Origin of the sequence: Arenibacter sp. P308M17, assembly GCF_003426735.1 — a bacterium.
GTDB lineage: Bacteria > Bacteroidota > Bacteroidia > Flavobacteriales > Flavobacteriaceae > Arenibacter.
Window position 1 is genome coordinate 590,332 of the sequence record NZ_QVON01000001.1, and the last position, 16,340, is coordinate 606,671.

Consider the following 16,340-nt stretch of genomic DNA (forward strand, 5'->3'; position numbering starts at 1 on the left):
TGCCTGTTATGATAGATATACCGTACATCCGGGTGGGCACTGCGTATTATAAAATGGTCAAGGTGCCCACCATCTCCGGCCATTTCAATGAAGTGCTCACCCACTGGAACATTGAGACCATTCGCCAGGACCATGGCAAGGATTACCTGAGCAAGGTACCCAAGTACGATGGATTCACCTGTATCCCGAACCACATCGACTTCAAACAGGAATACCAAAATTTTTATAATACCTACTCCCCCTTGGGCAAAGATCCGAAGGAGGGGGACCTCCAAACCTCCCTGGGATTTATCCGTCACATTTTTGGGGAGCACCATGAACTTGGACTGGACTATCTGCAATTGCTGTATACCAAACCTGTACAGATGTTGCCCATACTGTGCCTGGTCTCCAAGGAGCGGTCCACGGGGAAGAGTACCTTTTTGAAATGGCTAAAGGCTATTTTTGAAAACAACCTTACCTATCTGACCAATGACAGTTTCGGCAGCCAGTTCAATGCCGACTGGGCCAACAAGCTGCTCATCTGTATCGATGAAGTGCTGTTCAATAAGGAAGAGCTCACCGAACGCATCAAATACCTGAGCACCACCAATATCAACAAATTGGAGGCCAAGGGGAAGGACAAAAGGGAGGTGGAATTCTTTGGCAAGTTTATCCTTTGCAGTAACAATGAGAACAACTTTATAAAGATAGATGGGAACGAGACCAGGTTCTGGGTATTGAAGATACCCCATCTGCAGAAAGAGAATACCCATTTTTTGGAAGCCCTTATTGAAGAAATACCTGCTTTCCTTTATTTTCTGAAGGGTCGTAATCTGACCACACGGCATGCCACCCGCATGTGGTTCGCTCCCGGGCAGATCCGAACACCTGCCCTGAAGAATTTGGTGAGGCACAACCGTAACCGGGTGGAAAAGGAATTGGCATCATTGTTACAGGGAGCCATGGAACACTTTGATATTACGGAAATAAACATATGTCCCTTGGATGCACTTCAGCTATTGAGCCGTACACGCATAAAGACAGACATTACCCATTTAAGGCGAATGCTGAAAAAAGATTGGAAACTGGAGAACAAGGACAATACCCTCAGCTACTACAAATTAGTAATCTGGCAGGACGCCTCCATGCATCTATTGGAAGCCAAGGGGCGCTATTTTACGGTGGAGAAATCCTTTCTGCTGGAAAATTTTGATGAATCGATGACATATTGAGGGGAGTTCAATGCCCGTCGATGTTGGTGCGCTCATCATTAAATCATCATTTGTTCATCAAAATAAAAAGTGATGAAAACCAGGAAAGCCTAAAACTATAAAAGTGATGAATCGATGAATGTTTTGATGACCGGGAAAGCCCTGTAAATATTGACTTTGGGACGGTTTGTCATCAAAACATCAAAAAAATGAAGAAAAAGTATTGCTAATGAAAAGAAAAAGAACCAATAGACTCTCGTGTGAAAGAGCCCGAGCCTTTCCCATCGAAAAAGCGCTGGCAAAACTCGGGCACTTTCCGACCAGGTCAACGGAGAAAGAAGCTTGGTTCCTGAGCCCGTTCCGCTCAGAAACACAAGCCTCTTTCAAGGTGTCCAAGAAACTGAATAGATGGTACGATCACGGAGCTGGAAAAGGCGGTAACGTAATCGACCTGATATGCCTATTGAACAATGGAACGGTCAAAGAAGCATTGAAACTGATACAACAGGAACAGATCTCTTTTTCTTTTCAACAGCAACCAATTATTAAAGAGGAACAGGATACCACAATAAGGGTTGCCAAAGTCATGGAGCTGACCCATTTTGCCCTAAGGGACTATCTGAAGTCAAGGAATATTTCAATACCAACTGCCCATAAACTCATCAAAGAAGTCCATTACCGGTTCAAGGATAAAACGTATTTCGCTTTGGGATTGAAGAACGGTTCGGGAGGCTGGGAACTAAGGAACAAATATGTGAAGAATTCCAGTTCGCCCAAGGACGTTACCCATATCAATAATGGCCGGACCAAACTTATCATCACCGAAGGCATGTTCGACCTGTTATCCATTATGGAGTGCAACGTAAAATTGGAACTTGAATATGATTTTTTGGTATTGAACTCCACCGCTTTTGTTCAGAAAGCCAGAGGAATAATGAAGGGTTATAGCTGTATTGATCTCTATCTGGACAATGATGCTACGGGCGAACAGGCTACCAAAAACTTTTTGGACCACGCAAACAACAGTGTGGATAGATCACTATTATTTGCAGGTTTTAAGGATATGAACGAATGGCTCATGTCGGGCGCAAAGGAGGCAAACGGTCAGGGAATTCAAGATGTGTTTTTGTTGCCACAAAAACAATCTTGCTTTGCTCCCGACGGTCGCAAAGAAAACAAAAAATGAAAAGGACCTATATCAGATTCCGGTGTTCCATCTACGAGAAGAAGCTGCTCAAAAAAAGGGCACAGCGGGCCGGAATTTCCCTTTCCGAATATTGCCGCAGCTCGGCCTTTGGGAATACCGTTATCGAAAGGCTTACCCCGGAACAATTGGAATGTTACAGGACCTTGGTAAAATACAAGAACAACTTTACGAGCATAGGGAATATGTTCAAGAAACGAAACCCGAAACTGGCCCATGAGGTCGAGAAATTGGCAGAGGAAATACGATTGCACCTTTATAATTTTAAAAAAATAAAGAAATGATAGGCAAGGGAAAATCCATAGCGCATACTGGAGCTTCCCTGGAATATGGATGGAACCAGGAAAAAGGGGCAGAAGTGGTCTTCAGTCAACATGTGGCCGGAAACGACGCCAAACAGATCACGGAGGAGTTCAAACTGGTACAGGAACAGAATATAAGATGCCAGAAGAACACCCTGAGCTTTGTACTGAGTCCGACCAGGGAAGATGGAAAGAACCTTACTGCCGAAAAACTAAAAGAAATGGCCCAACGGTTCATCAAGGAAATGCAATTAAGGGAACGCCAGGCCATCGCTTTTGTGCATAGGGACAAGGCACATACCCATATCCATCTGTATGTGAACCGCATCGGCTTTGATGGGAAGGCCTACAATGACAGTTTTATTGGCAAACGGAGCCAACTGGCAGCGGAGAACGTGGCCAAGGAAATGGGCCTGACCACAGTGAAGGAGGTGCAATTGGAAAAGGAGCTGGATTCCATAAAGGTCCGTCTTGAAATTAAGAACGTTCACCAAAGGGTCATGGAGAACGATAGGCCAAAAACATTGGATAGTTATATCAAGGCTATGAAAGAAAGGAATATAGAGGTCATCCCAAGTATCAACAAGGCTAATAAACTGCAGGGCTTCCGGTTCCAATATAAAGGTCAAAATTTTAAGGCAAGCGGGGTGCACCGTACCATGTCCGGAGGGAAGATCATCGGACAGCTTTCGCAGAATAGAAGTGTTGGAAAACAGATAGCAGCAGAGAAATCAGTTCAAGTATTGGGAAAGACCTTGGAAATGAGTACCAATCTAGCTGCCAGTATTGCTAAGAACATAATCAAGAAAACGATCAAAAAAGCCATCGATACAGGAATCGGGTATTAAAACAAATAACAATGGGATACAAGAAACTGGACGAAGTAATGGAACTGCTCAATGATGAACTGGACGGTTTCAACAAGGCCCTGGAAAAGCTGGAGAAACTGACCGAGAATGTGGACAACATCAAAATATCCCCGGATACTTCCCAAATCGAGCATATGCTTAAAGAACACCTAAACTCCGAAAGGACCAAAAGTGAAAGGATCCAGGGGTCCCTTCAAAATTTTGGACAGCAGATTTCCAAGGCTAGGATGGTCCCTAAAGCACAATTGTGGCTGCAATATGCCATATGGGCCATCTCCCTTGTCGTAATTAGTTATCTGTCCTTTCAGGTCGCTCGGATAGATCGGATACGGGAAAGGGCATTTATAGAAGGGGAGCAATCGGAAATTTCAAATCTAAAAGGCTATTTTGATCATTATCCCGAGCATTACCAGACTTACAAGAATTGGGCAAAGGAAAAGGACAGTCTTCCAAATCATAAGTAGTTTGCGCCCTATCCGGTTTTTGCTTTACGCTTATCTGCCGGAACACTACAAAAACCGGACAGGATCCATGCGCAGATAAGTTATGGTAAGATTTGGGATTTAATTTCTTTTCTGGACCATTTCCAGGGAGGGTAACGTTTGTTCAGTTCCAATGTAAACAGCGGTACTTAGTTGTCCGTTTGTGTTTCGTCATTTACAGTGATGACAATCTTATTTTTCTCATGAACAACGGTCACTTTCCTTCCACATTCAAAACCGATTTCACGGAGCCACTTGCCACAAAGTCGAATTTCGGGAAAGATAACATGTTCCTGATAACAGCGTGGAATGAACTTTTGATATATTTTCAACTGTCTCCGGCCTGTTGGTAGGGTATTTTTTTCTTTTTCCAAAACAATAACTCTTGGCACAAGATTACAAATAATTATATTTTTATGCAAATAAAAATGCATTAAAATACTATTTTTTGTGGTATGACTATAATTTTCCATAATTTATAATTTTATGATATTTGCATTGGAAGCCAATAAATTTGCACTGTGTCGAAACAAAACCTAAATAGAATCAAATCCGTCCTTGCGGAAAAAAATAAAAGCAGCAAGGATTTAGCTGCTCATTTACACAGAACCGAATCTACGGTATCCCGCTGGTGTACCAATGAGGTCCAACCGTCTGTTGAAACACTTTTTGAAATTTCCAAATTTCTGAAAGTTGATATTCGGGAACTATTGGTTTCTACTGGATAAATTGCACTGTACAAAAAAGAGAATAACAAGTTTCCTCCTTAGTTCAATAGCTTAGATTTACTGATTTTAAATTGAACCTTCCAGTGTTTAGGGATCATGCATTGTATTAGAAAGCAACCAGCGCACTACAAAACAGCAATACTGCTCTATAATGACGATAGATACGCAGCCCTTCATATTAATATAGGTGATAAAATATTATTTGAATAGGTCGCTTTTTTGAAAGAAATTTTAATATTAGATAAATGCAGTTTATTCCAAATATTTTTCTAAATGTTTCTTAATATTCAGCGACTGATGATAGCTAAATTTAGGTGGTAAGGCATTTCCAATCATTAAAGCTAAATTGGATTTTGGAATATTAGTGGGAAATATGTACTCTAAGGGAAAAGACTGTAGTAAAGCCGCCTCTCTAGCGGAAATGTTTCGATTCTGCTCAGGATGTAAAAACCTACCCTTTGAGGGGTTCAAACACCCACCAGTTATAGTCGTTGAATAATTGTCCCAGCATAACCTGCCATAGACATCATTAAACCCAATATTTTTTCCTTTATGACACTCCAAAGTATACTCATCAGGAAGGTCTTTTCTGCTACCCCCATTTTTGGGTGTTAATTTAATTCTTTTAAGGACTTTAGGAGTGTGATTTGGAAATATTTTGTGAAGTGTATCAGCACAATGTTCAGGAAATGGTAAATGACCTATTGCATCTCTAACAAAATTAGTTTCATTAGTCGGTTTAGCAACTTTGATTTCTCCAAGTAAGGAACCTACCAAAACAAGTCTTTTTCGGCTTTGAGGAACACCATAATCTTTAACATTTACAACTTTAAAATCTACAAAATAACCTAACTCCTTTTGAAGAATATCAACTGCCTCTTTAAATAAATCATATTCCACCAAGCCTGGCACATTTTCCATCATTATTGTTAAAGGTTTTATCACCCTAACCAGCCTAATATATTCCATTATTAAACCATTCCGTTCATCTTTAACAGCATCTTTTCTATTTAACCTTCGAATTGAAGAAAACCCTTGGCAAGGAGGACATCCAGCGAGTAAATGAACTTCTTTGCCTTTAAGTTTTTCTTTTATTTCAGAGTATGCAACTTTACGTATGTCTTTCGAAATAACTTCAGTGTCTTTATGATTTAATTGATATGCATAGGAAGCCATATCATTAATTTCAAAAGCTATGGCAGTTTTAAAACTAGCTTGATGCATACCTTCCGTTAGTCCTCCAACACCGCTAAATAAATCTAAAGCATTTAATTCCATTAAATTAATTCTAATAGGTCAAACAAATTTGTATATCCAAGTTCAATAAAAACTTTCTTCGTAGCCTCCCACAGTTCTGGGGGAGTGTTGGGGCCTCCATATCTATCTGAAAAATTATTAATATAGATGTAACCATCGGCACCAAAAAACAACTCACCTCCAATATATGCCAAATTATTATTGGTTAAATTTGTATGACAAATAAAGCCACTATCATGTGTCCTTTTTGGATTAAATATTTTTTCCCTAGCTATAATTAATGAATCTTTAGTAATAACCCAAAGGAAACATTTGGACCTATAATGCTCCTTGTTTTTTTTTCTAAAGGTCAAAAATTCATTTTTCAAGTATGAAATTTCCCCATCATCTAATTTTGTAATCAACGGAGGTTCACCATCCCACTTCACAAAATGTGCATATTCTTTACAAACTTCAAATTCTCGCTCTCCATCTTGCAGATCGTCAATAGTTTTAGTATCAGCTATTGAGAAAGCTTCGATTAAGCTCCATTTAGATTCAATGTACCTAACTATTACGCTCATGGGTCAATCTTAATTATTCCTATTTCCAAAAGTTCCATAAGATTTTTCAATCCATAATTTTTGAGGACATTGGTAATAGAAATCTTCACTTTATTTTCAATTTTATTAAGCATTAATTTGGAGCTTCCCAAAACTAATATATTCTTGACTGCGTCATAATATATTGTAATATTTAAATCTTCTAAAATCAATTCTATTGTCTCATCGGAAATTTTGTCTATACTATTCTTTAATTTATGAATAAGGTTGGCTTTACCTAAGACCTTTTCTATATATAAAATATCCGATGGACTATCTAAATAGCTATTTTCATTAAAAGGAATAGTCATTCCTTGTATTCTTATTGTGCTGGTTTGTTTTATTCGATTTAACACATATTGTAGAATGAACTCTTCTGATGAAAACACCGAATTAGAATCACTCCCTTTTAAGAAAAGTTGAAATCTATGGGAAAATTTTTCATACTCAGGTTTGTTTAATAAATGTGGGATTTCATCTCGCACCATTGAGTAAACAAAAATGAAAGCTGATGTCAAATCCATTATCTCTTTTAACCAATTGGAAGAGTTCACATGTGGTTCAATTCCATATTCCCAATCATAAATAATTATATCAGGAATCAATCCAGAATCAATCGCATCGAGACATAATGAAGGATGCGTAAAGGCCCATATTTCTATATCTGCCTTATATTGTTCACTAGAATTAAGAATATATGATGTTAATTGCTTTAAATGTTTCTCACCTGTCCACTCTTCACTTTCCACTAATTGAATTAACTGATCCGAATTAATTGGACCATCATAAACGGATTGATCCACATATGCAGGCGTTTTAGGTATATTATCGTCAAGAATAAAAACCTTAATTCTGTTCCCCATAATTAATAGTTAACTTTTGAAAAATCAAGAATTAGTTGAGCCCCATTCAATTCTTTTATTTTATCACGTTCCCTCGCTAAATATATATCTCCTCTTTTTTTCATTAAATTCATGTAATGCTTGCAAACATATAATCCAATTCCACTCGGCGGAAACTTAAGACTTGCTCCAGGTTGAAATAAATATGGAAGAATTGAATCATGAAATCCTGGACCACTATCGGCGATTACCATAGTTCGGTCTACAGAATTCAATTGGATTTCCACCTTTCTATGGGTGAAATCCGGGTTGTCCAACCAATAACAAGAATTATCAAATAAATTGGTCAAAATCTGATTCAATGCTCCATAACGCGCTACAATTTCAAAATCTTCATTTTCGTTATATTTGAATTCTATATCCAATGAATTAAATCTTCTTTTAAAAACAGATTGCACATATTTTATAGATTTCGATACATTAAACTTTAAAGCTTCTTCATTTCTCAATGCCCGCAAGGGACTTAATCTAAGTATTTCAGATTCTAGTGCTTTTGAAGTGTCTTTTAATTCCTCTAGCTTTTTATCATCAAAGTAACCTTTCTCAATTACTTCAAGAATACCAAAATAGAAATTTGAGGTAGTCTTAGTAATTTCATGTAAAGCTACAGCAATTCCAAGACCGAAACCCGCTTGTTCCGTCAGCATATCCTGTATTTCCTCTATTTGTTTAAGGTTTTTTTCTAAGTTCTTGAGAGAACTAGAAAGCTGTACTAACCTTCCTCTCCTCTCACTTATATCTCCAAGTTCTTCAATGTCTTCAAATAATTTGTACTGATCAAGTGCAATATCATAATTGGTATTAATATTTGAAATTATTTTAGCTGATTGTTTTGAAAATTTCCTAAGCGGTCGAGGTTCTTTAATCAAATCTCCACTTAATACATTATATTCATTTCTCTTGTTAATATAGTCATTTTCAACAAAATAAGTAACTGCCTTAACTAAATCCGTTAAATCTTGGAAAGCTCGATTTTTAATCATACCCTCCCTGTTGGTTTTGTCTATTAAATCTATATTGGAAGATTGATCAATTTCTACATTACCCATCATATGATAATATGACATTCTATAAGCTTGTTTAATTTGTCTCTGCCTTAATCCTAACCAATCCGTTTCCGTCCCTAATTCCGCAGAATGAACATTAATCCCATCCCGATATATGGATATTCCTCCATAATCTTCCAGATACCTTTTAAATTCTCTGTCGTCTTCGGTATGCCCAATCCAAGGTTTGTCTCTGTACCACACATCTATATGAATGTAGAATGCACCGCATGCTGGTTTTCTCCAAAGTTTACGTCCTTGTTCTAGCCTAAACCAGGGTTTACTTTCTATAGTTTTTAAATCAATTTGTTTATCCTTATGGTCGAAACCTGCTAGAGGAACATTATATGGCGGCGTAAAAGTGTAATCATATTCAAAATTACCCCATTCATCGACCAACCCATAGATTTGAAAAACAGGGTCATATTTTTTCGTAATAATTCTTTCATCCAATTCCTTAACTTGGGGGCATTCGAAGGTAGCTTTGAAAAGGGGTGTACTAAGGTTAGGGTTGGGGTTAGGAGAATTTAACTTAAGTATTGTTCTATTAATACCTTTTATCTCCTGCTCTGTTAGTTCAAATCCATCACGTCCTCCAAAAATAATTAATTGTGTTCCGCTTTGGCGTTCACCATAATCCCATGAAGAAGGTTGCCGGTTTAATGATACTTTGACATCGTCTAAATTTTTATAAACACCATCTATTAAATTAAAATCATCCCAATCAATTTCCAATAGATACTCATATTCATTATCTGCCGTTTTAGTTTTAATAACTAATTTACTTCCTAATCTATTACACGCGAACCTTCCCACCCCTTTTTCTCCAAGTGGTATTCTTCCTTTGTTAGCTTGTTTTGCTTGCTCGAATATTCTATTATATGCTTCTAATTTACCTTCTTTTATGGCGCGTTCTTTTTCTCGTTTAAGTCGATCTTTGACATTTGTCTTAATAGTAGATGCTGGTCTTAACCAGCCGAATTCTATCTGTTCTCTTGTCATTCCGCTTCCATCATCTTCGATAATAATAACTGGTCCATCTAAATGATTATATCTATAAAGATTTTCAGGTATCTCAGATAGATTTGGAACTTTCTCAATGCGAACGTTGCAATTTACTGCGCCGGCATCAAAGGCATTTTTAACTAACTCTAAGATACCAACCCTTTCAGAAGCAATTAACTGTTCTCCTAGAACTTGTAAGAGATGGGCATCAGCAATAAAATTCAATAAAATTCCACCATCAAGACATAACTCATCTAAAAATTTTGGATTAATTTTTCGAACAGCGTTATTATAATTATAAAATTCTTCATTAAATATTTTCTCAATAATCTCTCCATATTCATTTTTAAAATGAACTGGGTTAGAGAATTCCCGATAATCAGATATTGCTACAAAATAGTATCCATCTTCTCGTTTATCCTTAAACGGTGGAGTTTTGATTTTTCCATACCCATAAAAAACCCCTTCCCCTTTCTTGTCAGGTTCGTAATAAACGATCTCAATAGGTAAATTATCGAATTGTTTTAAATAATTTTTTTTTGAGGAGGCCGGGAAATGGTAAAATTTACCTATAAAGTCGTTATACTGACCTTCATTTCGGTATTGAGTCAATATTAAACAGTTTCTATCCGGCATACGTGGCTTATTTGCATTAAAAAGTTAAGATACAAAATTATCCAGTTTACTTGGATATTCAATTTTTTGATTGGAGTAACTAAAAATATAAATAGACTTTTGCAACGGAATTAATGTAAATATATGTCCTTAGAAAGCTATCAGCTAGAATTTGATAATCGTCTTTTTGATAAAAAACCTCTTCAAACAAGGCCTAATTTGTAAGCCTTAAGGGGAACTTTAGTATTTTTCGAGTTGATTTCCAAATATTGGGAATAAATCCGAATTTTTACTAAGATAATTTTAAATATTAAAGGAAATAACTTTTTTACATTTGATGTATGATATTGTATCGGCAAAACCAAAAAGTCATATCAAAAGGTATTTTATAACAGCATTACTACATTTACTACTTTTGTTCAAAGCAGCAAAGCCGCAGCATCGTCAAGAACTGCACTCCCCAATTCCTTTAAATAAACCTGGGTTGTGGTCAAATCTTTGTGTCCCAATGATTCTCCAATAATATCTGTAGCCACTCCTTTTTGTTTTAAACAATTGGCAAAACTATGCCGTGCCACATAACTGGACAAGGATTTGTTTATACCACATAGTCTTGCTATTTCTTTTAAGTCCCTATTATATTTGGCCAGGGTCTTCTTTTTACGATGATCGATCTGGGCCGGGGTGAGACCGTCCTTTAATAGGATGGGAAATACATATTTAGTGGGCAACGAATGTTGTTGATAATAATCTAGGATTTCTTGTACCGGTGGAAGAATGGTTATAACAAACCTGCCCTTGGTTTTGCTTCTGATATAAGAAATCGTTGTTGCCTCGACATCTTGCCATTTGAGGACCATCATATCGGTATAATTCATCCCTCTGGTATAAAAGCTGAATACAAAATAATTTCTGGAATCTGTTAAATGTGGATAATGGGATACATCAAAGTTGATGATTTTGGTTACCTGATCAAAGTCCAAGGCCTTTTTGATACCCTGACCTTTTAGTTTTGATATCTTATAGGTCTTGAAAGGGTGGTCTACGTCCTTTATAATATTCCGTTCAATGGCCTTATTGTACAATGCTCTCAAAGTGCGTTGCTTTATGCTGATTCCACCATCCGTTCCGCCTCTGGATCTTAGCCATGCCTCATATTTGTTTAAAAAGGTATTGGTAATGTCCTGAAACCTTATTTTTCTATGTCCGCAAAAGTTTTTGACCGATTTCATGGTCTCTTCATACATTGTGGCGTTGCCCATTCTTCCCGAGAGTTTTAATTCTGAAACTATTTCTTCCCAAAAAGGAAAAACAGCATCGTTTGCAGGATTGCTGTCCACCCGGAATCGCTGACCAAAATCGTCCAGGTTGAAAAATTCTTTTTTAAATTCAAGGTCTGCATAGACTTTTAGTGCCCGGTCTTTTATTTTCAACAACAGCCTATTGTTTTGAATGTAGTTGGCATTGTTTTTATTAAAACAACCGGTATGGGTATCCCATTCCCTTTCTGAGCTTTTAAAAATTGTGTTGAAGTATTTTGTTTTTCTATCTTTAGTGATTCTTAGGCAGACAGGATAAGTTCCATCGGAAAGGCCTTTTTTTCGCAAAACAATCTTGATACTGGACATAGCTTTTAGTTTAATGGGTACAACATAGGTACAACAAATTGGATCTTAGAACCATATTTGATGACGGCCGATATAAAATTACAAATCTTAACTAACTGATAATCAATCTAAATGATAGTTAAAAGCGTTAAATGAAATGTAATTTTAATCGTCTGTCACGCAGGGGGTCGCGGGTTCGAGTCCCGTCCGGACCGCTAAAAGCCTTCAACGCAAGTTGGGGGCTTTTTTCGTCTGTTAATATTCTGTCATTTTCTTTAGTTTATTTGGATCATGACTAATTGGGGATCAAGTCCAAAATCTGGGTTTTTGATCCATTAAAGAATTGAAAATTCTGCTCTGCCCAGGCCATACCCTCAAGATTTTGAAGTTTTATACCAAAACCATATTGGAATCATCCATTTAAAATATTTTTTAAATATTTCAACAAATTTGATTAGTTTAGGAGGTATGGTTTGGTATGGGAATCAGGGATTTATGTGCGTTGGATAAAAGGTTGCATGCGCTTTCCTATGGCGACTAAAATAGACAATGATTTTTCAACGCATCCATGGGGATGTAACACTACTAGACTGTAATCAATATAACGCTATTTGGCACGGAAAAGAAAATATAAAGATATGGCAGTACCCATTCACTTAAAAAGCGTCCTATATATGCTGCTGTTATCCGGCATTTTAGCACAATGTTCCAAGAATTTGCCGCCCGGAGACATTGATAATGGGGGATTGATACTTCCGGAAGGTTTTGAGGCGGTAGTGGTGGTGGACAGTATCGGGCCGGCAAGGCATCTTGCAGTCAACGATAATGGGGATATCTATATTAAGATGCGATTTGCCCATGAACAAGGTGAGAATATTGGTCTGCGCGATAACAACAATGACGGAAAAGCGGACCAAATAGAACGGTTCGGGGTATTTGATCCGCGGGGTTATTACGCTACAGGGATGCGGATCTATAAGGATTATTTATATTATAGCACAGCGAGTACCGTGTATCGGCAAAAACTTACAAAAGGAAAGTTGGTGCCCGAAAGTGAACCGGAGATCATGCTCACGGATGATTATCGAAATTCCCCACATGGTTATTCCCATATTGCCAAACCACTGACTTTTGACCGGGACGGCCATATGTACGTTCCCTTTGGCTCCCCTGGGGATATCTGCCAATCAAAGGGACAGGACAGAAAACCCGGCGCACTGGGGCAGGATCCCTGCCCGGAACTGGAGTGGCATGCCGGTATATGGCAGTTTGACACCAACAAGCCCGGTCAGACACAAAAGGATGGATACCGCTATGCCACGGGTATCAGGAGTATTGTGGGAATGGATTGGAACCACAACGATAATACCTTGTACGCCTTACAGCACGGAAGGGACAACCTGAACCGTAATTGGCCCGAGTATTTTTCCCCTTGGCAAAGTGCTATGTTGCCGTCGGAAGAATTTCTTAAGATCGAGGAGGGGACCAATGCTGGTTGGCCGTACTATTATTACGATCATATGCAGGGCAAAAAACTACTAAATCCCGAGTACGGGGGGGATGGCAAAAAGGAGGGTGATGGAGCCAAATACGCCCAGCCTTTAATTGGTTTTCCAGGTCATTGGGCACCTAACGACCTGCATTTCTATCAGGGAGATCAATTCCCTGAACATTATAAAAACGGTGCCTTTATCGCCTTTCACGGTTCAACCATTAGGGCACCTTTTCCTCAGGCCGGTTATTTTATTGGGTTTGTCCCATTTAAAAATGGGCAAGCGGGCGAGTGGGAGGTTTTTGCCGACGGTTTTACACAGGTCGATAAAATAGTTGATACCGACGATGCGGGATACAGGCCCATGGGCATTGCCATGGGACCGGACGGATCTTTGTATATCAGCGAAAGTGAACACGGAAAAATTTGGCGGGTCATGTACAAAGGGGATAAAAGGAATTTCGGCAGGGATCAGCTTTCGCAAATGGAAAAACTTAAAGAGTTGCCGCATATCAAAACTCCAGATGAAAAAAGAGATGACCTTACACCGCTCAGGGCAGAGGCAGGAGCAGTATTATACAATAAATACTGTGGGTCCTGCCATATGGCCAATGGGATGGGAGATGGAAGTAGGTTTCCGCCTATCGCCGGTTCCGAATGGGTCAAAGGGGACCAAAAAGTACTCATAGATGTTGTTTTGAGCGGCTTAAAAGGGCCTATCGAAGTGAATGGAAAGACCTATGACGGCGTGATGCCACCGGTAGATTACTTGGAAGATGAAGAAATAGCCCAGATACTGACGTACATAAGGAAGGAGTTTGGGGATAACGCACCTCCGGTTGGCTCCTACTATGTAAAAGAGGGCCGGTACTATGCAAGGAAGAAAAAGGAGGCCTTAAAGAGTGGAATTTAATTATTATGGCCGATCACAATCCCAGGAAGGCAAAGAATTGAGTCTTGTGGCTTTCTCCGATAGGGATACGGGTGTCGTTGATAACGATCCGGTTCCTTTGAATGGTCTTAATGACATTTACATTCACCACAAAAGATTTATGTACCCGTATAAATTGGTTTTGCGGTAATTTGTCCAAAATATCCTTAAAGCTTAGAAGTGTCAGGATGGTCTTGTTGGTGCCCTTGATATGAATTTTTAAATAGTCTTTAAGCCCTTGTATATACTCAATTTCGTCCAGATTTATTTTAATGTTTTCATGTTCCGACCTCACAAATATGAATTTTTGCGAATCGGTGTTTCCGCCATTGGAAGGAAAAATATTGGCAGTTAAAGGCACCTTTCTTTGAGCCAAAATCTCCTTGGTCCTTGAAACGGCCTTAATAAATCTATGGTAAGGGATAGGCTTGACCAAGTAGTCAACGGCATTAAGCTCAAACCCTTCTACGGCGTAATGTGCGTAGGCAGTAGTAAAAACGAATAATGGCCTATTTTCCAAGGCATTTATAAATTCAAGACCGCTTATTTGTGGCATTTCTATGTCGCAAAAAATTAAATCCACCTTTTTTTCCTTTATAACGGTAATGGCATCCAAAGGATTGGTAAAAGTTCCTACCACTTCCGTAAAGTCTATTTTTTTGCAATAGTCGGTTAATACATCTATTGCCAGGGGTTCGTCATCAATGATTATACAATTCACGGCTTTTTAAATTTAGGGTTAAATTTACCTCATAGGACTTTCCGTCATCGTTTATAAGCAAGACATGTGAATGTGGATACAAATAGTTCAATCTATTTTTGACGTTCTCCAGACCCAGCCCGCTGCTTCCCGATTTTGCCTTAAAGGTTCCTATTATATTCACTACCTGTAAATGAATGGATTCATTATCTATGGAAAGGTTTATTTTAACAGAGGTTTTGCCGTTATAATCGGTACCGTATTTGAATGCATTTTCAATAAAGGAGATGAACAATAGGGGGGGGACAAATTTCCCCTTCTCCTCGCCCGATATTTTTAGCATCACATTTTCACTATTGGCCAGACGTAGCCTTTGCAATGACACGTAACTTTTTATGTATTCCAGTTCCTTGCTTAAGGGTACATGTCCCTTATCGGCCTCGTACAGCATATATCGCATCAGTTCTGATAAATTAATGACCGCCTCGGGGGTATCGGTAGATTGTTTAACGGAAAGTGAATAAATAGTGTTCAAGGAATTGAATAGGAAATGTGGGTTGAGCTGTGTCTTTAAGAATTGGAGCTCGGTCTGTATTTTTTCCTTTTCCACCAATTTCCGAAGATCTTCGTTGGTCTGCCATTCAGTATACAGTTTTAACATAGTGCTGAAAATATAGGGAATAGCAAAGATAACACTGGTCATCAGTGAAAACCGTATTATACCTAGACCCCTTTCGCTTGGTGGGTGCATAGGCATTCCCCTTCGTGCTAGGTCTTCTGGAGGAGTTGGAGGGAATGCGATATTTGTAAAAAGACCAAGGGCCAAAAGAAGTAGTATAGATAAGACTATATAGGTCCACCTGCGCTCTTTTAGTAAAAATTTTGGTACCAGATAGTTGTAATTGAAGTAAAACAGGGCTATTGCCAATAGCAATTTAGCAACAAGACCATAGGTATGGCTCTTGGATCCCGTTAAAAAGGGATAAAATAAAATTCCGGACAGCGTACACCATAAAAGGAGGTGAACTAGCCATTTCGGAATATTTTTTTTATCAAGGACCATGTATTTCTTTAGTATGGTTTTAATTCCTCTAGTTCGGAAATTGTTAAAACGGGACTCTCTTTTTTTAATAATTTGCTGATTACCTTATTGGCGGTACGCTGGGCATCCTTGGCGGTTGTAAATGGTCTTTTTCCTTCCAAAATAGGAATATACTCCTGCTTTATAAGTATTCTACCTTTTAGATCAATTTGATATCCATAGCCACTACCCACTTTAAATATTTGGGAATGAAATGGTGTTTTGCCTTTTGTTGTACCTAAAGAGTAATTTGAAAAGCTGAATAACAAAGATACGGCTACCACCGTTATCAAAATATACGCTACTAAAATTCTTTTCATTTTGTTTTTCATTTTAAAAGAGCTA

At 38.3% G+C, this 16,340-nt stretch carries 16 protein-coding genes; 7 read left to right on the forward strand and 9 right to left on the reverse strand.

The window, feature by feature from the left end; all coding sequences use genetic code 11:
- Nucleotides 1-8 precede the first annotated feature (8 nt).
- From D0S24_RS02445 to D0S24_RS02465, 5 genes are all read left to right on the forward strand, one after another.
- On the forward strand, nt 9-1,214 hold the full coding sequence (locus tag D0S24_RS02445; protein WP_117018260.1) for a primase-helicase family protein: 1,206 nt from the start codon (nt 9-11) through the stop codon (nt 1,212-1,214).
- 208 nt (nt 1,215-1,422) lie between these two features.
- Entirely contained in the window at nt 1,423-2,379 is a 957-nt protein-coding gene (locus D0S24_RS02450; RefSeq protein WP_117018261.1) for a toprim domain-containing protein, read from the forward strand.
- Nucleotides 2,376-2,681 (forward strand): mobilization protein MbpA, encoded by a 306-nt coding sequence (gene mbpA, locus D0S24_RS02455; RefSeq protein ID WP_117018262.1) that lies wholly within the window; start codon nt 2,376-2,378, stop codon nt 2,679-2,681. Before D0S24_RS02450 ends, mbpA begins: the two co-directional genes overlap by 4 nt.
- Complete coding sequence (locus tag D0S24_RS02460) at nt 2,678-3,547, forward strand: relaxase/mobilization nuclease domain-containing protein (RefSeq protein WP_117018263.1); 870 nt, start codon at nt 2,678-2,680, stop codon at nt 3,545-3,547. Before mbpA ends, D0S24_RS02460 begins: the two co-directional genes overlap by 4 nt.
- Nucleotides 3,548-3,558: 11 nt before the next feature.
- The gene (locus D0S24_RS02465) at nt 3,559-4,032 is read left to right on the forward strand and encodes a DUF6730 family protein (protein ID WP_117018264.1); all 474 of its coding nucleotides are present in this window, start codon (nt 3,559-3,561) and stop codon (nt 4,030-4,032) included.
- A gap of 167 nt (nt 4,033-4,199) precedes the next feature.
- Here D0S24_RS02465 and D0S24_RS02470 read toward each other — a convergent pair whose 3' ends face one another.
- Entirely contained in the window at nt 4,200-4,523 is a 324-nt protein-coding gene (locus D0S24_RS02470) for a SymE family type I addiction module toxin (RefSeq protein WP_220377716.1), read from the reverse strand.
- A 48-nt stretch (nt 4,524-4,571) separates the two neighbouring features.
- Between D0S24_RS02470 and D0S24_RS02475 the strand changes: the two genes are divergently transcribed.
- Nucleotides 4,572-4,778 (forward strand): helix-turn-helix transcriptional regulator, encoded by a 207-nt coding sequence (locus D0S24_RS02475; protein WP_117018265.1) that lies wholly within the window; start codon nt 4,572-4,574, stop codon nt 4,776-4,778.
- A 252-nt stretch (nt 4,779-5,030) separates the two neighbouring features.
- Here D0S24_RS02475 and D0S24_RS02480 read toward each other — a convergent pair whose 3' ends face one another.
- The 5 genes from D0S24_RS02480 to D0S24_RS02500 all read right to left on the reverse strand — a co-directional run bounded on the left by D0S24_RS02480 (nt 5,031) and on the right by D0S24_RS02500 (nt 11,812).
- On the reverse strand, nt 5,031-6,056 hold the full coding sequence (locus D0S24_RS02480; protein WP_117018266.1) for a DNA cytosine methyltransferase: 1,026 nt from the start codon (nt 6,054-6,056) through the stop codon (nt 5,031-5,033).
- Nucleotides 6,056-6,598: a hypothetical protein gene (locus D0S24_RS02485; protein ID WP_117018267.1), complete on the reverse strand. Its 543-nt coding sequence runs from the start codon at nt 6,596-6,598 to the stop codon at nt 6,056-6,058. The genes D0S24_RS02480 and D0S24_RS02485 overlap by 1 nt, the downstream gene beginning before the upstream one ends.
- On the reverse strand, nt 6,595-7,479 hold the full coding sequence (locus D0S24_RS02490) for a hypothetical protein (RefSeq protein ID WP_117018268.1): 885 nt from the start codon (nt 7,477-7,479) through the stop codon (nt 6,595-6,597). The genes D0S24_RS02485 and D0S24_RS02490 overlap by 4 nt, the downstream gene beginning before the upstream one ends.
- Before the next feature lie 2 nt (nt 7,480-7,481).
- On the reverse strand, nt 7,482-10,205 hold the full coding sequence (locus D0S24_RS02495) for a sensor histidine kinase (RefSeq protein ID WP_117018269.1): 2,724 nt from the start codon (nt 10,203-10,205) through the stop codon (nt 7,482-7,484).
- Between the two features lie 398 nt (nt 10,206-10,603).
- Nucleotides 10,604-11,812 carry a site-specific integrase gene (locus tag D0S24_RS02500; protein ID WP_117018270.1) on the reverse strand — a complete coding sequence of 403 codons (1,209 nt, stop codon included), beginning with the start codon at nt 11,810-11,812 and terminating at the stop codon, nt 10,604-10,606.
- 617 nt (nt 11,813-12,429) lie between these two features.
- Between D0S24_RS02500 and D0S24_RS02505 the strand changes: the two genes are divergently transcribed.
- Nucleotides 12,430-14,196: a PQQ-dependent sugar dehydrogenase gene (locus D0S24_RS02505; RefSeq protein ID WP_117018271.1), complete on the forward strand. Its 1,767-nt coding sequence runs from the start codon at nt 12,430-12,432 to the stop codon at nt 14,194-14,196.
- A 13-nt stretch (nt 14,197-14,209) separates the two neighbouring features.
- On the opposite strand, the gene D0S24_RS02510 is transcribed toward D0S24_RS02505, so the two are convergent.
- Genes D0S24_RS02510 through D0S24_RS02520 form a run of 3 tightly spaced genes read right to left on the reverse strand, consistent with a single transcriptional unit; the run spans nt 14,210 to nt 16,315 of the window.
- Nucleotides 14,210-14,935: a LytTR family DNA-binding domain-containing protein gene (locus D0S24_RS02510; protein WP_117018272.1), complete on the reverse strand. Its 726-nt coding sequence runs from the start codon at nt 14,933-14,935 to the stop codon at nt 14,210-14,212.
- A complete protein-coding gene (locus D0S24_RS02515) occupies nt 14,916-15,977 on the reverse strand; it encodes a sensor histidine kinase (RefSeq protein WP_117018273.1) in 1,062 nt (353 codons plus the stop codon). Before D0S24_RS02515 ends, D0S24_RS02510 begins: the two co-directional genes overlap by 20 nt.
- A gap of 8 nt (nt 15,978-15,985) precedes the next feature.
- Nucleotides 15,986-16,315: a DUF4907 domain-containing protein gene (locus D0S24_RS02520; protein WP_181938010.1), complete on the reverse strand. Its 330-nt coding sequence runs from the start codon at nt 16,313-16,315 to the stop codon at nt 15,986-15,988.
- Nucleotides 16,316-16,340: the final 25 nt, after the last annotated feature.